The following is a 16,491-nucleotide window of genomic DNA, read 5'->3' as shown; positions in this document are numbered from 1 at the left end:
TTTAAATCGGAACGGCTCTTGCTTTTTTATCTTAAATGTTTTGCAATGAATTTTGAGAAAAAGTTATATTTTGCATGCTCTGAAAGTCTTTCGGGAACGGCAATTAATTTGATAAACATTTAGTGCGATGGTATTTGGGTTTGCAGGACTTGCATCGCGAACTTTCACGAGAGGTTTTGATATGCGTAAACTCTTGTCATATTTCCTCGTATTAATTCTGACGGCAACGGTTGTTCTTATTCCGGCCTGTTCCCAAGCTCCTCAGCCTGTTCAGTCCAAGCCTCTGCGTGTGGGATGGTTTCTATGGCCCGGATGGTACCCCATTGTTATTGCCAAAGAAAAAGGTTTTTTCGATAAGCACGGCGTGCAGGTAGAGCCAATACTTTACTCCTCTTATACGGACATATTTTCCGACTTTGCGGCTTCCAAGATTGATGCTGCTCACGGAGGGCTTTACGAACTTTTGAAAATCAATGTTCCGGATATGAAGGTGGTTCTGGCCACTGATAACTCAGACGGAGCTGAAGGAGTTGTTGTAACCTCGGATATTGTTACTCCGGAGGATTTGGCAGGAAAGCGCATAGGCATTCAAGGAGCGCTGTCCGGAAGCGAGTTCATAATCACCACTTTGTTGCGCCGTCACGGTCTTTCGCGAAACGATCTTATCCTTGTAGATGTCGGGCCGGAAATAGTTCTGGATACTATGCCTGAACAGATTCAAGGGGGGTACACATGGGAACCTTATCTCTCAAAGGCTGAGGCAAAAGGTTATAAAGTACTTTTTACCACGGCTGATACGCCGGGAATGGTTCCTGATGTAATCGTTTTTCAGGGGGCAGTTGCGAAAAAGCGCCGCCCAGAGGTGCAGGCTTTTGTGGATGCGTGGTTTGAGGCACAGGAATACTGGATGGCAAACAGGGAAGAGTGTGATGCTATCATTGCCAAGGCCACCGGGCAGCGTGCCGAAGATATTTCTATAGAAGGTTGTCGAATTTTGTCGCGCTCGGATAATCAGAAGGCTTTTACTAAAGAGGATGAGCGTACTTCGCTCTTCGACACCGGCGCTAAGCAGGTAGATTTTTTTATAAGTGTAGGTGACGTTTTCACGGCTCCTGATCTGAACAAAATTCTTGATCCGTCATATGTGCAAGGCATGGGAGCCGACGTAAAATGATCAAGTTTATCCGGCGCATTCTCAGCTTCAGAATTACACTGTCTATGTGTATAAGCTTGGCTGTGCTTCTTTTTGCAAGATCTGTATTGGCAAGCCATGCAGAGGAGCCTGTTTTTTTATTTTTTTCTAATGCTACAGAGGTGGTGCTGGTTTCCATAGCGTTGCTGGTAGTGCTTTTGGCGTTACGTGCTTTTTTATGGACAACGGGGCTACGGACCAAGCTGATCAGTTCCTTTTTATTTATATCGCTGGTTCCCATTTGTATTTTATCCATTTTAGATCAGAAAGTGACCTCTGAAGCCCTTTCGGAGAACAGCCGTCAGGCCATGCTTGCCGCAGCTTCGCATACAGCAGAATCTATCGATTCTTTTATCTTGGCAAATCTTTCCACTGTTCGAACAGAATCTACAATCTCACAATTTGCGCAATACCTGTCTCTGCCTCCTGATAAGCGGGCAGGCTCTCCTGAAGAGCTGGCGGCTATGGGTATTCTCACCTCGCTCAAGCGGCGTGATCCGACCAACATAACTTCTCTAGCTCTTTTGGATTTGAGTGGTCGCGCAGTGGCTGACACTTTCGGGTTTGATACAGGGTTGGACAAATCTAATCGGGATTATTTTTTAATTCCCATAGAAACGGGATTGCCTTACGTCGCTGCTGTGGGGGTATCAGAAAGTGCGCAGCAACCGTCTTTATATTTCAGCTCTCCGGTGCGTGATACCTCCGGACGTATACTGGGTGTACTGCGGTCCCGTTACAATGCTGCTGTTCTCCAGCAGATGATTCTGCCGAGGATGGACATTGAGGATCATGCTTTCAGCGCCGCTCTTTTCGGTGACGAGGGACTCCGATTGGCGGACAGCCATCGACCGGATTTAGTGCTTACTCCTACTTTTTCACTGTATCAGAACGTCAAGGCGCAGATTGCATCCGAGAGGCGTATCACTGTTGAATCCGATCAAGGGCTTGTTATTGGTATGAGCAAGAAGGAACTGTCTGATCCCGGTGTTACATTTTTCCACACTTCTCTATATGGGCCAGACAGCGAACCTACGTTGAACGTTAAGGTTCGCCTTCGCTACATGCCGTGGACCATAGTGCTCGGTTATTCCGAAGCTGCGAATCTGGCTAAAATTGCTACGCAGTCGCACTATGCCCTTGTGGTTGTGTTGTGCATAGTACTGGCGGTCCTTATTGTCGCCGTACGCGTTACCCGCGGCATCACGCATCCGGTCCTTGCGCTCACTGGCGCCGCCCGGGCTTTGTCCGGAGGAGAGGATAAGGTCTTTATTCCTATCGAATCCGACGATGAAATTGGCGAATTGGCCGCGACTTTCAACCAGATGAGTAAGGCTCTCTTTCAATCTCGTCAGCGTTTACTGGCTTCGACTGAAAGATTGCAGTCTCTTCTCGATACTTTGCCCGACACTGTTATTTTGCACGATGCAGAAGGTGCTATTTTCGATGTAAGCCAAAGCTTTGAGAATACGTTCGGTCATCCTCAGAATGAGGCTCATAATCTGAGTATTGAAGATCTCAGTGGTGGTGGATTGACTGAGAAGGACGCTCTGCTTTTGATAGATTCGTGCGTCGAACATGGCTTGCAGGCCTTTGACTGGGTAGCACGCCGTAAGGATGGAAGTGAATTTCCTACTTATATAAGGTTGCGGCGGCTCGATTTGCCTGAGGGATTGCGTATCATGGCTGTGGTTACAGATATAACTGAACGTAAACAGGCCGAACTTGATCTGCTCAATGCACGAAATTATATAGCGAACATTATTGATTCTATGCCGTCGGTATTGGTGAGTGTGGATGCCGAGGGGGATATTACTCAGTGGAATATTCAGGCTGAAAAGGCCACTGGATTAAAGAAGAAAGCGGTTACCGGACATCCTCTGGGAGAGATTTTGCCTTATCTTTCTGACGAGATGGAGCGGGTTCGTGAAGCTATGCGCTGTCGTTCCCCTTTGGAGGATTCCAAGCGGGTCCATATGGTTGACGGGGTGATACGATATGAAGATATAACCATCTTTCCCCTAATCGCTAACGGAATAGACGGGGCGGTTATCCGTGTTGACGATGTAACAGAACGCGTCCGCCTTGAACAGATTCTGGTGCAGTCCGAGAAGATGCTTTCTGTGGGAGGGTTAGCCGCAGGAATGGCTCACGAAATTAACAATCCTCTGGCCGCCATCCTTGGGTACACTCAGAATATAAGGAATCGCCTTTTTGGGGAAAAGAAGAGTAATATTGATGCTGCAAATGAGTGCGATGTTGCCTTGGATAAGTTGCGTGCCTATCTGGAATTGCGTGAAATTCCTAAGATGCTTGACGGTATTCATGAATCTGGAAACCGGGCGGCAAAAATTGTAAGCAATATGCTCAATTTCAGCAGAAAAAGCGGTGATAATTTCACCAAACACGACATAGCTGTTCTTCTGGATCAATCTATAGAATTGATTGTGAGCGATTATGATCTTAAAAAATCTTATGATTTTAAGCAAATAGCAGTGTATCGGGAGTACGATCCAAGTTTGCCTCCTGTATATTGTGAAGGTAATCAGATTCAGCAGGTTTTTCTTAACCTTTTTAAGAACGCCGGCGAGGCTATGACTGAAAAGGATTACAAAGACGGCAGTCCTTTTTTCGTGTTGCGGACTTCTGAAAAGGATGGCATGGCAGTCATTCAAATTGAAGATAACGGCCCGGGCATGAATCCAGATATTTGTAATAGAGCTTTTGAGCCTTTTTTCTCCACTAAGGCTACGGGAAAAGGTACAGGTCTAGGTTTATCGGTTTCCTACTTTATCATAACCGATCAGCACGGCGGTAGTATGGAAGTCTTTTCTGAACCGGGTCAGTGGACCAGATTCGTAATCAAGCTTCCGTTGCTTCGCGAAAGTGATATAAATAACATCGAAAAAAAACACATCTGATAATCTTCACATCTGTTTCCAGTTAGATAAATTAGCTATATAGGAGCTTTTTAATGGATAATATTGTTTCTGAATCTTTAGTTGTTTCACCTGTTAAACGTAAAGACGGCACTTATTCTTTGCGGTTATGTATTAATCAGGGACAACTCACTGTCGGTATGTTGAAAACGGTCATGGATACCATGGCTAAGTTCAATCTGACTTCGCTGAGAGCGACGACCGGACAACGCATGAATCTTGAAGGTATTCCCGAAGCAAAACTAAGTGAAGTCGTGGCAAGTCTAGGCACAGCTGTTGAGAAAGCACCTCCCGGATTATCAGTTTGCAGTGGCGCTGGAGTCTGTCTCTACGGTGTGCAGGAATCTCGTGCTGTGGGTGATAAAGTATTGGCCTTGGTCAAAGAGAACGGGCCTTATCCGTTTAAAGTTAAAAGCGGCGTGTCCGGTTGTAAGCTGGCGTGTGGTTTAAGCTTTATCCGTGATATCGGCTTAGTTGGAGCTCCCAAAGGTTGGGATGTTTATTTCGGCGGCGCAGCGACAAGAAACGCGGGTGTTGGAATTCAATTGGGCAAAAATGTAAGTGAAGACGAAGCCTTGAGCATGATTGGTAAAGCTCTAGTTTATTACCGCGAAAACGGTAGAAAACGCGAACGCACAAGCGGCACCATTAAACGTTTAGGTGCAGATGCATTGCTGGCTGCCGTAAAATAAAAATATAAGTTTAATAGTTGTAATTAGAAAGGCTTAGAAGAAAATCTTCTAAGCCTTTTTTTATGTCATGTGATCAGGAAACAGGTTTTAGTATTTAAATTATGCAGAAAAATGTTCTGGCTATTAACTTCGAAAACCAGGAGGTTGATTGATTTTTGCCTCAGTCTTGCCCTGAAGCTTCCGGTCCAGATGGATATAGCGCTTTACAGCTCTTTCGGTTAGGCGCTCCAGAATATTTGCAAGGTCTGATTGTTCCACAATCTCTTGAAATTCGGAGCTCTCAATGAGAACCGGAGAAAGCTTGTATCCTTGTTTAGAATCTGGAGCAAATGTGATAGATTCAGGGTTAATATCAATCCGATCTCCGACAGTTTCTTGTAAAAAATCTAAGGCAGTTCGTTCGAAGAAATTGTGAATGTCCACAGTAGATTCAGCCTTATCAATCATATCCCGATATGCTGGTTCCAGTTCGCGTTCATAAGCATTGAAGGAAACTTTATCCATAATTCGCCTCCATAATGTGTGATACCTCTGATGACCTGCTCAGAAGCTGGGTTTAGGGGGAGTATAACACACATGCGGAGGGATGGACAAAGGAAATGCGGATTATTTGATTTGGTCTAGTTTTCTGTTTGTTTTTATGAACTATTTTAAGATAGGTTTATGTCTTCGGGGGCGGATAATTATAAACATCAGGAGAGATTATGCAAAATAAGGTCATTAACATAAAAGAAAAATTATCAAAATTTTCTGAACAGTGGTCGCCACGTGTCGTGGCAGAAATGAATGATTACCAGTTCAAGGTTGTTAAAATAAAAGGTGATTTTACGTGGCACGATCATAAAGACACGGATGAAGTCTTTATGGTGATTGATGGTAAAATGAATATTGATTTTCGGGATGGAAGAGTTGAACTCTCTGCCGGAGAGATGTTTGTTGTACCTAAAGGGGTAGAGCACAAACCTTTTGCCGAAAGCGAATGTCACGTTTTATTAGTGGAGCCTTCCGGTGTGATTAATACGGGAGAGAGCGGCGGGGAGTTTACTGCGGATAATGATGTTTGGGTTTAAAACAAAAAACCCCGACAGACACAAAGTCCGCCGGGGTAATCTAATTTCAAATATTCCAGATATATATAATTAATTAAAATTAATCATCAAGCTGAATATCCTTACCAGCAAGAACGCGATTCATATTTCTAACCGCACACATCTTGCCGCACATGGTGCAGGAATCTTCGTGCTCAGGTTTGGAGGATTCGCGGAACTCTTTAGGGCGAACGGGGTCCATAGCGAGTTCGAACATGCCGTTCCAGTCTAGGGCGGCGCGTGCTTTACTCATTTTGTCGTCCCAGTCTCTTGCGCCGGGGTGACCCTTGGCAACGTCGGCAGCGTGGGCTGCAATGCGGGTTGCTATGATGCCTTCTTTCATATCATCAAGTGTTGGGAGGCGAAGGTGTTCAGCAGGTGTTACGTAGCAGAGGAAATCTGCCCCGTTCATAGCTGCGATTGCACCGCCGATTGCGGCTGTGATGTGGTCATAACCGGGGGCAACGTCTGTTACCAGTGGTCCTAATACGTAGAACGGTGCACCGTGGCAGAGACGTTTTTCCATCATCATGTTGCCTGCGATTTCGTTCATAGCCATGTGACCCGGGCCTTCGATCATGACCTGTACGTTACGTTCCCATGCGCGTTTGGTGAGTTCACCTAAAGTGATAAGCTCTTCAACCTGACATGCATCGGTGGCATCATGCAGACAACCGGGACGGCAGCCGTCACCAAGACTTAGTGTAACGTCGTACTCTTCGCAGATATCTAGCAGGCGGTCGAAATGTTCGTAGAATGGATTTTCAGCTTGGTTGATTTCCATCCATGTGAACAGCAGTGAACCGCCACGGGATACGATGTTTGTGAGCCTTCCGCCCTGTTTAACTTTATCAGCGGTGTGTCTGTTCAGACCGCAGTGAATGGTGAGAAAGTCAACGCCGTCTTCAACGTGTTTCTGAACAACGTCAAAAAATTCGTCTACGGTGATATCCTGTAGGTTTTTATCATAGAAACCAACGGCATCGTAGATTGGAACAGTTCCGATCATAGCCGGTGAAATTTCAAGCAGACGCTGACGGAATTCACGTGTTTTTCCGTAACAGCTGAGGTCCATGATAGCTTCGGCTTTCATTTCCAAAGCCATTCTGACTTTGTCCATTTCAGGTTCAATTTCAGAGCAGTCTTTGGAGATACCAAGGTTTACGTTGATCTTGGTGCTCATGCCTTCGCCCACAGCTTCGGGATCAAGGTTTTTGTGATTCTTGTTCGCGGGGATGATTACAGTCCCTTTAGCCATGCGTTCCATGAGGTCTTCAATGCGGACGTTTTCCTTGCGGGCAACGATTTTCATCTGAGGGGTGACAATGCCTTTGCGGGCTGCGTCCATTTGAGTGGTGTATGTCATGAATAAACTCCTTATCAGGCTTTTTTAGCTTTCTGCCGCGGACTGCATAGCGTCACGCAGGGCGTTGATTTTGTTTCCGATATTGTCGGCTTCTACTATTTCAGTAACCAGTGCCACACAGCGTGCGCCGTGCCGGATCACTTCTGCTACATTGTTTTCTTTGATGCCGCCGATGGCGACAAAAGGGATGTCTATGTTTTCTACAACATATTCCAGATATTCAAATCCTACTGGATCGCAGACATCGTCTTTGGTAAAGGTGCGGAAAACCGGACCTACTCCGATGTAATCCGCGCCGCGATTAAGTGCATCGCGTGCCTGTTCGGGGCTGTGGGTGGAAAGGCCGATTGCCATGTCATTTCCAACCAGTTTACGCACTGCTTCAATGGGGAAATCCTCTTGCCCGATATGCACGCCGTCAGCTTCAACCAGTATGGCGAGGTCGATGTCATCATTAATAATGAACGCGGCTCCGGCATCGCGGGTCATCTTGCGGATTTCAAGACACTCCTGATATTTGAGTCCCATCTTCTTTTCTTTTTCGCGGTACTGAACAAGCTTGATTCCGTTGTCGAGCATGGCCTTGATCACTTCCAGATTGGAACGACCCTGCGAAAACTTTTCTGCGGTCAGACAGTAAATGTCTGTGTCGAGAATAGTTTTTTTGGTGATTTTTCTCGCGCTCATTTTGCGCCTCCTTCTGTCTCGAACTTATCAAGATAGTAGCTGAGAATAACGTCAGCCTGTTTGGCTGCGGCAATGGCGACCTTCGGTGAAAAGGGCGGTTGTTTAGCGGAACACTCGGTTACCATGTCTCCGATTATGTAAAAGTTATCACGCACCTTGCGCGTGATGATGGCATCAGCATTGCCGGTGCCACCTATGCCCGAGGCTGCAACAACCAGTTTTTCGGTAGACAGGAATGTTTCGACAAAACTCCTTTTGATCTTTGGGTCATCGAAAGCTTCGACCACTGCATCGCAGCGGTCGAAAAGGGGTTGCATATTCTCCAGAGTAACTTTCGTTGCCAGCACATCAAGGTCTAGGGCCGGGTTCACTGCGAGCATATTTTCGGAAAGAGCTGTGACTTTGTACTGATCCAGCTGTTTCAATGTATAGCTCTGGCGGTTGAGGTTGGACTTTTCAATCTGATCAAAATCCACCAGCACAAACTGTTTGAATCCACTACGGACCAGATGCATGGCACAGTTGGAACCAAGGCCGCCTGCTCCGGCAATACCGATAGTAACGGTCTGGATATATTTTAACCGTTCTTCGCCCAAGTAGGCGGCTATGCCTTGTTCCGTCAGGTTCAAATCGGTTCTCCGTAATGTTCGTCCAGACACTGCCAGTCTTTGAAAACCGGCTGGTAACCGTGTTTCTTGAGATCTGCGCATAATTCTGCGGCACTGCGTCCGTCGGAGATATCGAACTGTCCGACTTTTTCACCTTTCTGACTGTGTCCGCCAACTTCAGTTGAAACTCCGGCTGACATCTTAGTAACGCCTAGCGGTAGAATCTGTTCACGGAATTCAGGGCTTTCTCTTGTGGAAACAGTGATACCTACACGCGGCAGAAAAAGGCGGAGTGCAAGCATGTTCTGAACCATGTCACGGTCAGTGGCTATAGAAGCGGGCTGAAATGATCCCGCATGGGGACGCATTCTGGGAAGGGATACAGCTATATCAACATTGGGATATTTTTTCTGTAAATAAGCGGCATGGATTCCGGTAAGCAGCGAGTCTTTTCTCCAGTCATCCAGTCCAAGCAGAGCACCGATGTTGACCACCCGCATTCCCGCTTTGCAAGCACGTTCCGGTGCATTCAGGCGGAAGTGGAAATCCTTTTTAGGTCCGGCAGGGTGCAGTGTGGGATAAAGTTCTTCGTTGTAGGTCTCTTGGAACATGGTCATCCCGTCCACTCCGACTTTTACCAGGGCGGCGTATTCATCAACTTCCATAGCGTAAATTTCAATTGAGATTGACGGGAAATACTTGCTGAGAATCTTTGTGCAGGATTCAAGGTATTCCGGGGAAGCCTTGGTGCGTGCATCTCCGGTAAGGATGAGCAGCTGTTTCATTCCCGTGGCGGCAATGGCGATAGCTTCTTCTTCGACCTGTTCCGGCTCCAGATGATCGCGTTTGATATTATTTGTGGTGTTGAAACCGCAATATACGCAACGGTTGGTGCAATAATTGGAAAGGTATAACGGGGTGAACATTTGAATTGTTTTACCGAAATACTGCTCAGTCAGCTTGTTCGCTTTTTGCGCCATTTCTTCGAGAAAGGGGACAGCCGCAGGGCTTAACATGGCCATGAAATCTTCGGGGCTGGCTGTGGTAGCGTTTATTGCGCGCCGGACATCGTCTTCTGTTACCTCGGCAAATTTCTCTGCGAGGGGTAAAGCTCCGTATTCAGCGCAGATGGGATAAAAGCTCATTGCCTAATCCTCGCTCAAAAAGCCGGTAAGAGGAGATGAAGCCATCGCTTGGCGATGTTTTGCTCCGGGGCCGGAAAGGTATGCTTCGCGCCCAGCTTTGACTGCCCGTCCGAAAGCTTTTGCCATTGTGACAGGATCACAGGCTGTAGCAATAGCAGTGTTGACCAGACATGCGTCAGCGCCCATTTCCATTGCTTCGCATGCTTCAGAAGGACGACCTATGCCAGCATCAACGATGATGGGCAGGGATATTTCTTCAATGAGGATGCGTATCATTTCACGGGTTTGGATGCCTCGATTTGTTCCGATAGGGGAGCCGAGAGGCATGACAGCGGCAGCTCCGGCGTCAACCAGAGAGCGTGCTATGTAGAGATCAGCATTGACGTACGGCAGAACAATGAAACCTTCTTTGGCAAGAATTTCGGTGGCCTTGGCTGTCTCATATCCGTCAGGTAAAAGATATTTGTTGTCTGAGATAACTTCGATTTTTATCCAGTCTCCGCATCCCATAGCTCTGGCTAAACGGGCGATGCGTACAGCTTCATCGGCTGTTCTTGCACCGGAAGTGTTGGGCAGAAGCTGCATGTGCTTAGGAATAAAATTAATGACATTGTCAGTTTTTGATTCAAGATCAACCCGGCGTAGTGCGACGGTGATAATCTCAGAACCGGAAGCTTCGCATACAGCAGGAATAATTGAATCGTCGGCAAATTTGCCTGTGCCGCTAAGCAGTCGGCTGTTAAATTTGCGACCACCGAGTTCAAAAAGATCTTCGCTCATTGTGTTTTTCATCCTCCGCCAACGAAACGGAGCACTTCGAGATGATCTCCGTCGTTTAGCATTGTATTACAGAAAGTGTCGGAAGGGATTATTTCCTTGTTCAATTCAACAACGACTGTGTCCGCAGCTATTTGCTTGGAATCAAGCAGTGCAAGCACGCTTGTATCATTGTTTATTTCGGTTTTTTCCCCATTCAGTATGACAATCATAATTTGCTCCGGCAAAAAAAAAGCGCTTACCTTAAAAAAAGGTAAGCGCAGATAGAAAAAGCATAAGAATCTATTGCAGCTTCCCTCCGGCAGAATTACCCGCATCAGGTTCGAAGGGACAGGCGTTAATGCCATCTCAGTCTAAAAAGACGCCCCTAGCTGAAAAAACCGTATGTTAATCGATTTTGGTTGTAAAGAGGAAAAGTGAACACTTCTGAATTTCTTTAATCAGTAAATTACTCTCCACCGAGTGTTCCAAATTCCTTCTGAATAATCTCTTCCCGTATTTGTTGTATCCTTCCTTCTTTTTGCATTTGTTTCAGCACTGCTGTCAGTTTGGGAACGAGGCGGGAATGTTTTTTATTGAGGTAGTGATAAACAGGGAAGCTTTCAAGAGGTGGTTCGATGAGTTTTATTTCGGTTGGTCCGGCTTTCCGTAAAAGACTCAATCCGGCAATTTTTGCGACAATAGCCACGTCAATTCTGTTTGCTTCAAGCATTTTGAGCATTTGATCGTGTGTGTCCAATTCAAAGACTTGGGTGCAGCCGGCTTTTGCTGTTTTTTCTTTTGTAAAAGCCACTCCACGGTAGATTCCTATTCTGAACGGGGCAAGTGATTGCCAGTCTGTAAAGGGAGGGGATGATTTATTAGTGAGAACCATAGATTCAATGTTGTTCACAGGAACATGAATCATTGTGAGGTTGGGATATTTATTCTCAAGTCCTTTTTTTTTGAATAATTCACCATCCACAATACCTGAATCGGATGAGTGTAATGCACGCAGGATCGGATAATGTTTTAGTTCTATTTTAATTCCGATACGTCCATATGCTTCTTTAAGGACTTTGAAACTTATATCAGAGTTAATGGATTCAATACCTGAGAAGACAAGTTTTTCCACGGCATGTGCAGAAAATGGCGTAGCAAAATACAATAGTGCCATTATTAGGAGTGTAAAAGTTGCCTTGCGGTTCATTAATGTCTCCAGCTAAAGTTAAATTTATTTATAGAATTAACTTGGCTTGCTATTGCGCATATCCCCATGAACTAAGCCGTCCATATGCGTGCTTAGCATATTTACCTTCACGATTGTTCTGGAGGAATTTGTAATATTCACTCGCGGCCATGCGGCGATTCCCTAAAGCTTCGTAGGAAATTCCTTTGAAAAAAGTAATCATGGAGTTGCCGGGCAATCTTTTGTCGTACCCATTAAAATCAACTAATGCCTGTTTATATTGCTTTGTTTCAAAGTTTAATATTCCCGCAATCTGGAGAGCCTGCGCTTCGGCCGGATAAACATTCTTGGCGTGTTCAGCAAATTGCAGTGCTTCTCTGTTTTTATTCTGCGCCATTTGACATTTAGACATGAGCAACAGCCCTACATAATCGTTTGGTGCAATTTTGAGGGCTTTGGAAAAGTGTTCCTCAGCGCTTACAAAAGCCCTTTTGCTCATGGATTCTTCACCTTTTTGCATTTCTTCAATGGCAGGCTGGATTTTGCGGATGGAGGCGATGTTGTCCATGTATCGTTCACGCAGAATTTTACCGTGTTTACCGGCGTAGGTTGTGTTGCGTTTTTTAACTGCGTCGTCGTAACGTTCTTTGCTCATGGGGTGGGATGCAAACATCTGCTGTACGAATGAAGGTTCCGTTTTGTGTAGTTTATTGAGCTCATCCATAAGTCCGACCATACCTTCCGTGTCATATCCCGCTTTGTTCATATAGCTCATGCCGAGGCTGTCCGCCTGTCGTTCGTCGGCACGGGAATAGTTGGCGAGCAGCAGGCTTGCACCTATTCCGCCAAGTCCGGCGGCCAGCGGGACGAGCTCGCTGCTTTGTGTCGCGAGAACTCCAACACCTATGGCGAGAACACCCTGAGTTGCCATGCTGGAACTCATGCGTGCTGCTGTGTGTCTTGCATTTACGTGGCCTATTTCGTGACCTATCAGCGCCGCCAATTCAGCTTCGTTTTCGAGCTTGAGCATAATACCTCGGGTGCAGGCAATGCTGCCGCCGGGAAAGGCGTATGCATTGACGTAATTGGCATTAACGCAACGGAAATTATAGGGCATGTCCGGTCTGTGACTGGTGGCGGCGAGAGATTGCCCCACCTGTGTGACGTATTGATTGATTTCACTGTCCTGCACAGGGCCGTAGTCGGCAGAAAACTGATGAGGGGAGTTCTGTTTGTCGAGCTGTATTTCTTCTTGTTTTGAAACCAGCATGAGTTGTTGTTCACCGGTAACGGGATTAACGGCACATCCGGTAAGAACGCCTAACGTGCCCCCGGCAATCAGTTTAAGCGCTTGTCTTCTGGATATATCTTTTGTTGCTTTTTTCTTGGACATGCTTCCTCCGGTGTCATTCATTATGCCCAAGATATCTCGACTTATGTGGTTTGGCAACCGCACAACAGGTGGGTTTTTTATTCTGGGGTCAGTATTTTAAAAGTTTCACCAATCAATATTTTAAATTCAGGAATCAGTTCTTTAATTTGCTCAGCAGTTATTCCTATATTTTTTAATGCGTCTTTATTTAAATTGCCTATAGTCGTTGACAATCCAAGTTCATAGCCAAGAGCCCTGGCGATGTAATCAGCAATATGGACAACTGCAGCTTCAGGATCAGTTTTGATTATTTCAGGATCGTGATGACCCTTCGCGGCTCTTATAAGTGTTTGCGGAAGATCCCAGTCTTTGCTGATAATTCCTCCCAGAACCGCATGATTAAATCCCAGCACTTCCGTTTCTGCATCATAAAAACTTATTTGTTTTGTTTCGGCGACACGAATTAGTTCAAGAGCAAGACTCTTTTCACTTTCAAAAATTATTTGAACCCCAATGTCGTGGAGAAGACCAGACACAAAGAAATGTTCAGGATCGCCAAGTTTTACGGTGCGGGCAATTTCCTGTGCAATTATTCCGCAGGCTATGGAGTGTTTCCAGAATTTTTCAAGTTCAAGAACGGCAACCTCAGACTTTTTAAACATACTGAGTGACACTGTTCCGAGAGATAAAAGCCCCGCCTTTTTTAAGCCCAAAACAGCAACGGCTTTGCTCGGCGTGTCAACCTTCTCGCTAAGATTATATATGTTACTGTTGGCAAGGCGCAGTACTGCCGCAACCAGTTTAGGGTCTTTGCTTATTACTGCAACTAGATCCTCAATGGTGCTTTGAGGATCGTTAATGACACGTTTAATTTGAATTAAAACTTGCGGTAAAGAAGGTAGTACAACCTTCTTTTTGCTTAAAAATTCACGAGGGTTTGAAGGCTTTGTACCATTCCAAGGTTCAATAGATAAAAGCTGAGGTTTTTGTTTAAACTCATCGGGGTTATCAACCATATCATGGTAAACCCTTTCATTTGCATCTTTTTTTAATATTTTTACTATTTCACAATCACTGTCTGACTGGCAAAAAATATGTTCGACATACTCTTCTGCTGCTTTCTTAGTCTCTGAATTAATGTTATTTTTATTGATAGTCACTTTTATTAGCCGTAGTTAATTAGGTATAGTTGATTGATAATTTAGTGTCAGTGAGTTGATATTGATTCCGATAACTCTTTATTTATATAGCGGACATATCTTGGAACATCAATTAAAGAGGATACATGCTTAAAGGGTAAACCGCTCTTTATTCTTATCGCGTGATATAACTTTCAGGAGGGGACATGTCTTTTTTCAGAGCTATTCGCATACTTTTATTAACAGGTTTAAGTTTGGTGGTTCTGGCAATCCTTTCTGTTGCCGCGATCCTTTTTTTTGAGATTCCGGTTGATGCCACTTTGCTTAAGCCGTCTTTGGAAAAAGTCTCTTCCTATGCTTTAGGTCGTAAAGTTACATTCGGCGGCGAGCTTAAGTTTGTTACGTCCCTCAGTCCCGCCATTGAAGTTGCTGATATTACTATCGCCAATCCCCCCGGTTTTTCAGACAAAAATTTTGCTGTCCTGAAATTCGCAAGACTGCATGTTAATGCCCTCAAACTATTGGCAGCCAAGATTGAAATTCATGAGCTTACGGTTGAAGGTATCCGGCTTAATCTTGAAAGTAAGCAGGATGGCTCTGTCAACTGGGATATGGAAATTAAAGGAACCGACGCTGAGGCTCATTCGAAAATTGATGAAAAAAAAGAATCTGAACCTGTCGCTGAGAAAAAGCATTTAGAGCTGAGCTCTGATTCTTTAAGTATCCAGAAAATTTTATTTAAAGATATTCAGGTTACCGAAATAGTTCCCGGACTGAGGTCCGAGTATCGTATTGATGAATGCAATGGAGCCGGCCGGGCCGGGGAACCTTTTTATCTTGATTTTAAGGGGATAATAGGTGCGCATCCTTATATTGTCGGTGTGAAGGTCGGATCGCTTTCAGAATTTTTAGCAACGCAGAAAAGTTGGGCGGAAATAAATGGCGAGATTGCCCGGACTCAGTTCACTCTGACTGGAGAAGTACAGTTTCCATCTTCAACCGGATTTGCCAATCTGAGTGTTTCAGTAAAAGGTAATAATCTAAATAGTCTAAATTCTTTACTTAAAGTTGACCTTCCTCCTTTTAAAAATTACGGAATCATTTGCGAATTGAACGCGCAAAAAGGCAAAGCCAGTTTGCAAAAGCTGGATGTGCGGGTAGGGGAAAGCAGGTTGGTCGGTAGCGGAAGTTTATCTAATTATATCGCTAAAGTGCCCGGGACAAAGGCGAAACTGGATATAAAAACGCAGCTTACAGCCGAACTAATTCAACTTGATGATTTTAATTTGGACGGCTGGTCCCCTTCCGGTGGAAGTCAGGATGAGCCACCCGTTAATGCTACTTCCAAAGTTGATGTTGAGATAGATTCCGGCTCTGAGGTCAGACATCTTTTAAGTCCGGAACTTATGAACAGTCTGGATGCCCAGTTTAAATTCGAAGCAAAGGAAGTTAAAAAAGGTAAGAGCAGTCTCGGGCGCGGAGTGCTGGCTATATCTCTTAAAAACGGAGTGCTCTCCATTGATCCTCTGGATTTATATATCCCGGGGGGGGCCGCTCATTTTGACGGAACCTTTGCTATAACAAAGCAGGGAGTTAATGCTGGTATTAATGCTCTGATAGATAAATTCGATTACGGTATTATAGCCCGCGAAGCTAAACCTGATACGGATATGGGCGGGCTTATCAGTTTAGATATTTCTTTAAAGTCCGAAGCTCCGGATTTTAATTCCATTATGGAATATGCAAATGGTCATTTTCGCATCGGTGCCAAGCCTCAGAATCTCGAATCAGGAATTATTGATCTTTGGGCAGTAAACCTGTTTACCGCTGTTATGGACAGTGTGGAAAAGGAAAAGTCAAAGATAAACTGCGCCATACTTCAAATGGACATTAAGAACGGTATGATGGATTCCGAATCCATTGTGGTTGATACGTCAAAGATGCGTATTTTTGGAAAGGCTGCGATTGATTTTAAGAAGCGCACTATTGACCTTGAAGCCGCACCTACACCGAAGCGGCCTGAGTTTTTCAACCTTGCGACTCCGGTGGCTGTTCACGGGACTTTTAAAGACTTCGGCATCAAACTCAGTGCGCTGAATCTTGTCGGCACAGTTGTTTCGTTTGTCGCCAGTCCGGTCGTCGTGCCTATAGAGCGTATATTTATGAAAGACCTTCCCGTAGACGGTTCTGATGTGTGTTTTATGAATTTTACGAAACAGGAAAGTTTTCCTGATAATATGAAGAATGCAACTGCTCAGCCCCGCCGTGTGATTAAGAAGAAAGGTAAGGTTAAATAGGGTTGGGTTTAAACAATTTAA

At 45.1% G+C, this 16,491-nt stretch carries 15 protein-coding genes and 1 riboswitch; of the genes, 5 read left to right on the top strand and 10 right to left on the bottom strand.

Annotated features, from left to right (window positions below):
- The first annotated feature begins 181 nt into the window (after positions 1–181).
- From BLT41_RS08510 to BLT41_RS08500, 3 genes are read left to right on the top strand one after another with little or no spacing between them, the layout of a single operon-like run.
- A complete protein-coding gene (locus BLT41_RS08510) occupies positions 182–1,174 on the top strand; it encodes an ABC transporter substrate-binding protein (RefSeq protein ID WP_170830340.1) in 993 nt (330 codons plus the stop codon).
- Complete coding sequence (locus BLT41_RS08505) at positions 1,171–4,113, top strand: PAS domain S-box protein (RefSeq protein ID WP_092160130.1); 2,943 nt, start codon at positions 1,171–1,173, stop codon at positions 4,111–4,113. The genes BLT41_RS08510 and BLT41_RS08505 overlap by 4 nt, the downstream gene beginning before the upstream one ends.
- 53 nt (positions 4,114–4,166) lie before the next feature.
- Complete coding sequence (locus BLT41_RS08500; RefSeq protein WP_092160129.1) at positions 4,167–4,823, top strand: nitrite/sulfite reductase domain-containing protein; 657 nt, start codon at positions 4,167–4,169, stop codon at positions 4,821–4,823.
- Positions 4,824–4,946: 123 nt separating this feature from the next.
- Here BLT41_RS08500 and BLT41_RS08495 read toward each other — a convergent pair whose 3' ends face one another.
- The gene (locus BLT41_RS08495; RefSeq protein WP_092160127.1) at positions 4,947–5,327 is read right to left on the bottom strand and encodes a hypothetical protein; all 381 of its coding nucleotides are present in this window, start codon (positions 5,325–5,327) and stop codon (positions 4,947–4,949) included.
- A gap of 200 nt (positions 5,328–5,527) precedes the next feature.
- On the opposite strand from BLT41_RS08495, the gene BLT41_RS08490 reads away from it, so the two are divergent.
- The gene (locus BLT41_RS08490; RefSeq protein WP_092160126.1) at positions 5,528–5,893 is read left to right on the top strand and encodes a cupin domain-containing protein; all 366 of its coding nucleotides are present in this window, start codon (positions 5,528–5,530) and stop codon (positions 5,891–5,893) included.
- Between the two features lie 79 nt (positions 5,894–5,972).
- On the opposite strand, the gene thiC is transcribed toward BLT41_RS08490, so the two are convergent.
- The 9 genes from thiC to BLT41_RS08445 form a co-directional block, all read right to left on the bottom strand.
- Complete coding sequence (gene thiC / locus BLT41_RS08485; RefSeq protein ID WP_092160125.1) at positions 5,973–7,277, bottom strand: phosphomethylpyrimidine synthase ThiC; 1,305 nt, start codon at positions 7,275–7,277, stop codon at positions 5,973–5,975.
- A gap of 24 nt (positions 7,278–7,301) precedes the next feature.
- Positions 7,302–7,964 (bottom strand): thiamine phosphate synthase, encoded by a 663-nt coding sequence (gene thiE / locus BLT41_RS08480; protein WP_092160124.1) that lies wholly within the window; start codon positions 7,962–7,964, stop codon positions 7,302–7,304.
- Complete coding sequence (thiF, locus tag BLT41_RS08475; RefSeq protein ID WP_092160123.1) at positions 7,961–8,593, bottom strand: sulfur carrier protein ThiS adenylyltransferase ThiF; 633 nt, start codon at positions 8,591–8,593, stop codon at positions 7,961–7,963. Before thiF ends, thiE begins: the two co-directional genes overlap by 4 nt.
- Positions 8,590–9,717 carry a 2-iminoacetate synthase ThiH gene (thiH, locus tag BLT41_RS08470; protein WP_092160122.1) on the bottom strand — a complete coding sequence of 376 codons (1,128 nt, stop codon included), beginning with the start codon at positions 9,715–9,717 and terminating at the stop codon, positions 8,590–8,592. The genes thiF and thiH overlap by 4 nt, the downstream gene beginning before the upstream one ends.
- Before the next feature lie 3 nt (positions 9,718–9,720).
- Positions 9,721–10,497: a thiazole synthase gene (locus BLT41_RS08465; RefSeq protein ID WP_092160389.1), complete on the bottom strand. Its 777-nt coding sequence runs from the start codon at positions 10,495–10,497 to the stop codon at positions 9,721–9,723.
- Between the two features lie 8 nt (positions 10,498–10,505).
- Positions 10,506–10,706: a sulfur carrier protein ThiS gene (gene thiS / locus BLT41_RS08460; RefSeq protein WP_092160121.1), complete on the bottom strand. Its 201-nt coding sequence runs from the start codon at positions 10,704–10,706 to the stop codon at positions 10,506–10,508.
- 64 nt (positions 10,707–10,770) lie between these two features.
- Positions 10,771–10,873: riboswitch (TPP riboswitch) on the bottom strand.
- Positions 10,874–10,942: 69 nt separating this feature from the next.
- Positions 10,943–11,683 carry a substrate-binding periplasmic protein gene (locus tag BLT41_RS08455; protein ID WP_092160120.1) on the bottom strand — a complete coding sequence of 247 codons (741 nt, stop codon included), beginning with the start codon at positions 11,681–11,683 and terminating at the stop codon, positions 10,943–10,945.
- 49 nt (positions 11,684–11,732) lie between these two features.
- Positions 11,733–13,055 carry a M48 family metalloprotease gene (locus BLT41_RS08450; RefSeq protein ID WP_092160119.1) on the bottom strand — a complete coding sequence of 441 codons (1,323 nt, stop codon included), beginning with the start codon at positions 13,053–13,055 and terminating at the stop codon, positions 11,733–11,735.
- A 77-nt stretch (positions 13,056–13,132) separates the two neighbouring features.
- Entirely contained in the window at positions 13,133–14,194 is a 1,062-nt protein-coding gene (locus BLT41_RS08445; protein WP_244512230.1) for an HDOD domain-containing protein, read from the bottom strand.
- 185 nt (positions 14,195–14,379) lie between these two features.
- Between BLT41_RS08445 and BLT41_RS08440 the strand changes: the two genes are divergently transcribed.
- Positions 14,380–16,470: an AsmA family protein gene (locus BLT41_RS08440; protein WP_092160117.1), complete on the top strand. Its 2,091-nt coding sequence runs from the start codon at positions 14,380–14,382 to the stop codon at positions 16,468–16,470.
- The last annotated feature ends 21 nt before the right edge of the window (positions 16,471–16,491 follow it).

It is taken from the genome of Maridesulfovibrio ferrireducens, assembly GCF_900101105.1.
Classification (GTDB): domain Bacteria; phylum Desulfobacterota; class Desulfovibrionia; order Desulfovibrionales; family Desulfovibrionaceae; genus Maridesulfovibrio; species Maridesulfovibrio ferrireducens.
This window is presented reverse-complemented; position numbering and strand designations above follow the sequence as displayed.

Bases quoted from the DNA above. Each gene is read 5' to 3' on its own strand.
- BLT41_RS08510 (WP_170830340.1), top strand. From the start codon at position 182: ATGCGTAAACTCTTGTCATATTTCCTCGTATTAATTCTGACGGCAACG.
- BLT41_RS08505 (WP_092160130.1), top strand. From the start codon at position 1,171: ATGATCAAGTTTATCCGGCGCATTCTCAGCTTCAGAATTACACTGTCT.
- BLT41_RS08500 (WP_092160129.1), top strand. From the start codon at position 4,167: ATGGATAATATTGTTTCTGAATCTTTAGTTGTTTCACCTGTTAAACGT.
- BLT41_RS08495 (WP_092160127.1), bottom strand. From the start codon at position 5,327: ATGGATAAAGTTTCCTTCAATGCTTATGAACGCGAACTGGAACCAGCA.
- BLT41_RS08490 (WP_092160126.1), top strand. From the start codon at position 5,528: ATGCAAAATAAGGTCATTAACATAAAAGAAAAATTATCAAAATTTTCT.
- thiC (WP_092160125.1), bottom strand. From the start codon at position 7,277: ATGACATACACCACTCAAATGGACGCAGCCCGCAAAGGCATTGTCACC.
- thiE (WP_092160124.1), bottom strand. From the start codon at position 7,964: ATGAGCGCGAGAAAAATCACCAAAAAAACTATTCTCGACACAGACATT.
- thiH (WP_092160122.1), bottom strand. From the start codon at position 9,717: ATGAGCTTTTATCCCATCTGCGCTGAATACGGAGCTTTACCCCTCGCA.
- BLT41_RS08465 (WP_092160389.1), bottom strand. From the start codon at position 10,497: ATGAGCGAAGATCTTTTTGAACTCGGTGGTCGCAAATTTAACAGCCGA.
- thiS (WP_092160121.1), bottom strand. From the start codon at position 10,706: ATGATTGTCATACTGAATGGGGAAAAAACCGAAATAAACAATGATACA.
- BLT41_RS08455 (WP_092160120.1), bottom strand. From the start codon at position 11,683: ATGAACCGCAAGGCAACTTTTACACTCCTAATAATGGCACTATTGTAT.
- BLT41_RS08450 (WP_092160119.1), bottom strand. From the start codon at position 13,055: ATGTCCAAGAAAAAAGCAACAAAAGATATATCCAGAAGACAAGCGCTT.
- BLT41_RS08440 (WP_092160117.1), top strand. From the start codon at position 14,380: ATGTCTTTTTTCAGAGCTATTCGCATACTTTTATTAACAGGTTTAAGT.